The organism is Streptomyces sp. S3(2020) (assembly GCF_013044505.1).
GTDB lineage: Bacteria > Actinomycetota > Actinomycetes > Streptomycetales > Streptomycetaceae > Streptomyces.
Genome location: NZ_JABERD010000410.1, coordinates 1 through 3,920, shown reverse-complemented (window position 1 = coordinate 3,920; position 3,920 = coordinate 1). Strand labels below are relative to the sequence as shown.

Annotated in this window: 4 protein-coding genes and 1 pseudogene; 3 read left to right on the top strand and 2 right to left on the bottom strand. The window is 74.2% G+C overall.

Annotated elements, in window-relative coordinates:
- Positions 1-165: 165 nt before the first annotated feature.
- Positions 166-348, bottom strand: a pseudogene (locus HLK59_RS48750) (DUF4031 domain-containing protein); the annotation flags it as partial.
- Positions 345-740, bottom strand: coding sequence for a hypothetical protein (locus HLK59_RS48745; protein ID WP_171148126.1), 396 nt, complete (start codon positions 738-740; stop codon positions 345-347). The gene HLK59_RS48745 and the pseudogene HLK59_RS48750, both read right to left, overlap by 4 nt.
- A 55-nt stretch (positions 741-795) precedes the next feature.
- Here HLK59_RS48745 and HLK59_RS48740 point away from each other — a divergent pair, with 55 nt between their 5' ends.
- The 3 genes from HLK59_RS48740 to HLK59_RS48730 all read left to right on the top strand — a co-directional run.
- On the top strand, positions 796-1,719 hold the full coding sequence (locus HLK59_RS48740; protein WP_171148125.1) for a MurR/RpiR family transcriptional regulator: 924 nt from the start codon (positions 796-798) through the stop codon (positions 1,717-1,719).
- Between the two features lie 77 nt (positions 1,720-1,796).
- Positions 1,797-2,732 (top strand): N-acetylmuramic acid 6-phosphate etherase, encoded by a 936-nt coding sequence (murQ, locus tag HLK59_RS48735; RefSeq protein ID WP_171148124.1) that lies wholly within the window; start codon positions 1,797-1,799, stop codon positions 2,730-2,732.
- 16 nt (positions 2,733-2,748) lie between these two features.
- On the top strand, positions 2,749-3,920 hold a 1,172-nt coding region (locus HLK59_RS48730; RefSeq protein ID WP_346780004.1), incomplete at its 3' end, for a PTS transporter subunit EIIC.

The following is a 3,920-nucleotide window of genomic DNA, read 5'->3' as shown; positions in this document are numbered from 1 at the left end:
GGGGGGGGGGGGGGGGGGGGGGGGGGGGGGGGGGGGGGGGGGGGGGGGGGGGGGGGGGGGGGGGTGGGGGGGTGGGGGGGGGGCGGGGGAGGGGGGCGCGGGGGGGGGGGCGGGGGGGGGGGGGGGGGGGGGCGGGGGGGGGGGGGGGGGGGGGGGGGCGGGGGCGGCGGCGACCACGTCCGCGTACCGGTGTGAGGGGATGTCGTAGTGGTCCCGTTCGAAGGCCCGCCGCGGCACGCCCAGCCCGTCGGCGAAGGCGTGCAGTTCGTCGTACGACACATCGCTGACGAGGTGCGACCACATGCGGCCGTGCCCGGGCCAGTCGGGCGGGTCGACGTAGACGGTCACGAGGACGCCACCCCGCCGGTCGCGGGACCCAGCGACCCCACCGCGGCGACCTTCACCCCCGCCTTGTGACACACCCAGTGCGGATCGGGCCCCAGTTCCGGCTCGACGTCGAGGGCGTGCGGATCGCCCGCCTCGCACACCGGGCACAGCGGCCACCGCCCGTACCGCTCCAGCAGCGCGTCCTGGACGTCCTGCGCGACCAGCCCGGCCACGAACTCCACCCCGTCCGGCCACTGCTCCACCCACCAGCGCCGCTGCACGACGGAGTCCTCGACCAGCGACACCACGTCCGCCTCGGCGACCTCGCCCGCGACCAGATCGGCGAGCACGAGGGCGCGTGCCGCGTGCAACGCCTGCTCCAGGGGGCTGATGGGGTGGCCGGAGGGATCCATGCACCCATTGTGCGCACTCTTGACCCCAACACCGAGCCGAAAATATCTTTCATATATGACCCAGGAAGTGAAGGAAATTTTCGGCAACGGCTCGGGCGGCGCCCCACCGGCCCCCGCCGCCCTCGCCGCCAAGGTGCGCACCCTCGCCCCCTCCATGACCCGCTCCATGCAGCGCGTCGCCGAGGCCGTCGCCGGCGACCCCGCGGGCTGCGCGGCCCTCACGGTCACCGGACTCGCCGAACTCACCGGCACCAGCGAGGCGACCGTCGTGCGCACCGCCCGCATCCTCGGCTACCCCGGCTACCGCGACCTCCGCCTCGCCCTCGCCGGCCTGGCCGCACACCAGCAGTCGGGCCGCGCGCCCGCGATCACGACGGACATCGCGGTGGACGACCCCATCGCGGACGTCGTCGCCAAGCTCGCCTACGACGAGCAGCAGACCCTCGCCGACACCGCGGCCGGCCTCGACACCGTCCAGCTGGCCGCGGCGGTGGCGGCGGCCGCGACCGCCCGCCGCATCGACGTGTACGGCGTCGGCGCCTCCGGTCTCGTCGCGCAGGACCTCACCCAGAAACTGCTGCGCATAGGGCTCATAGCCCACGCCCACCACGACCCCCACCTCGCCGTGACCAACGCGGTGCAGCTGCGGGCGGGCGACGTGGCGATCGCGATCACGCACTCGGGCGCCACCGGCGATGTCATCGAGCCGCTGCGGGCCGCCTTCGAGCACGGAGCGACGACGGTGGCGATCACGGGCCGGCCGGACAGCTCGGTCACGCAGTACGCCGACCACGTACTGACGACGTCGACGGCGCGCGAGAGTGAACTGCGGCCCGCGGCCATGTCGTCGCGGACCAGCCAGCTGCTGGTGGTGGACTGTCTGTTCGTGGGGGTGGCGCAGCGGACGTACGAGACCGCGGCTCCCGCGCTCGCCGCGTCGTACGAGGCGTTGGCACATCGACACCGCGGTAAGCCGTAAGCCGTAGCCACGCCATCGGATCAGACGAGATGAGATCCGATGAGATCAGATCGGATCACTGAAAGTAGCCGCCCCCCATGCCTTCCACCTCCCACCCCCGTGCTGTCCGCGCCGAGTTGGAGACCCTGACCACCGAGGCCTTCCGGCCCGAGCTGGCCGAGATCGACCGGCTTCCCACCCTCGACATCGCGCGGCTCATGAACGCGGAGGACGCCACCGTGGCCGCCGCCGTCGCCGCGGGGCTGCCCGTCATCGCCGCCGCCATCGAGGACATCGCCGCCCGGATGAGCCGCGGCGGCCGCCTCGTCTACGCCGGTGCCGGTACCGCGGGGCGCCTCGGCGTGCTGGACGCCTCCGAGTGCCCGCCCACCTTCAACACCGACCCCGCGCAGGTCGTCGGCCTGATCGCGGGCGGTCCCGAGGCCATGGTCACCTCCGTCGAGGGCGCCGAGGACTCCAGGGAGCTGGCGGAGGCGGACCTCGACGCGCTGGAGCTGCGGGCGTCCGACACGGTCGTCGGCGTCTCGGCCTCCGGCCGCACCCCGTACGCGATCGGCGCCGTCGAACACGCCCGCGCCCGGGGCGCGTTGACCATCGGCCTGTCCTGCAACGCGCACAGCGCGCTGGCGGCCGCCGCCGACCACGGCATCGAGATCGTCGTGGGTCCGGAGCTGCTCACCGGCTCCACCCGGCTCAAGGCCGGCACCGCCCAGAAGCTGGTCCTCAACATGCTCTCGACGATCACGATGATCCGGCTGGGCAAGACGTACGGGAACCTCATGGTCGACGTACGCGCCTCCAACGAGAAGCTGCGCGCCCGCTCCCACCGGATCGTCGCCCTCGCCACGGGCGCGGCGGACGAGGAGATCGAGCGGGCTCTGGCGGCCACCGACGGCGAGGTGAAGAGCGCCGTCCTGACGCTCCTCGCCGATGTCGACGGCCCCACGGCGACCCGCCTTCTGGAGGAGTCCGGCGGCCATCTGCGCGCCGCGCTGGCGGCGGCGGGCGGCTGACCAGCACGCTCGGTGCGTGCCTACCTCGACCGATCTCGCCCCGGCCCTCCTCCCCCTCGTCGGCGGCCCCGCGAACATCACCTCCGTCGCCCACTGCATGACCCGTCTCCGCCTGGGGCTGGTGGACCGCGCGAAGGTGGACGGGGCGGCGCTGCGGGCGCTGCCGGGCGTCCTGGGCGTGGTCGAGGACGACACGTACCAGATCGTGCTGGGCCCGGGCGCGGTGGCGCGGGTGACGGCCGACTTCGAGGCGCTGCTGCGGAAGGAGACGCAGAAGGCCCGCAACGCGACCCCGGTGAAACTGGCGCTGCGGCGCGTGGCGAACGTCTTCGTCCCGCTGATCCCCGCGCTCATCGGCTGCGGGGTGCTGGCGGGTCTCAACGGTCTGCTGGTGAACCTGGGCTGGCTCCCGTCGCTCACTCCCGCCCTGGCGGCGATCGCCACCGCCTTCATGGCCCTGATCGCGGTCTTCGTCGGCCACAACACCGCGAAGGAGTTCGGCGGCACACCGGTGCTGGGCGGGGCGGTCGCGGCGGTCGTGGTGTACCCGGGGGTGGCGAAGGTGACGGCGTTCGGGGTGGCGCTGGCGCCGGGACAGGGCGGGGTGCTGGGCGCGCTGGCGGCCGCGTTGCTGGGGACGTACGTCGAGAAGTGGTGCCGCCGCCGGATCCCCGGGGCGCTGGACGTCCTGGTCACCCCGACCCTGACGGTCCTCGTCTCCGGCCTGGCGACGCTGTACGTCCTCATGTACGCGGCCGGCGCGGTCTCCTCGGGGATCGGCACGGCGGCGAACTGGCTGCTCACGACGACGGGCCCGTTCGCGGGCGCGGTCCTCGGCGGCCTCTTCCTGCCCCTGGTGATGCTGGGCCTGCACCAGGCCCTGATCCCCATCCACACCACCCTCATCGAACAGCAGGGCCACACGGTCCTCCTCCCCCTCCTCGCCATGGCGGGCGCGGGCCAGGTGGGGGCGTGCCTGGCGGTCTACGTCCGGCTGCGCCACGACACGGCCCTGCGCACGACGATCAGGTCGGCGCTGCCCGCCGGGCTGCTGGGGGTGGGTGAGCCGCTGATCTACGGGGTGTCCCTGCCGCTCGGCCGCCCGTTCCTGACCGCCTGTGTGGGCGGGGCGGCGGGCGGGGCGTTCGTCGGCCTGTTCGAGATGCTCGGCGACAAGGTGGGCGGGCG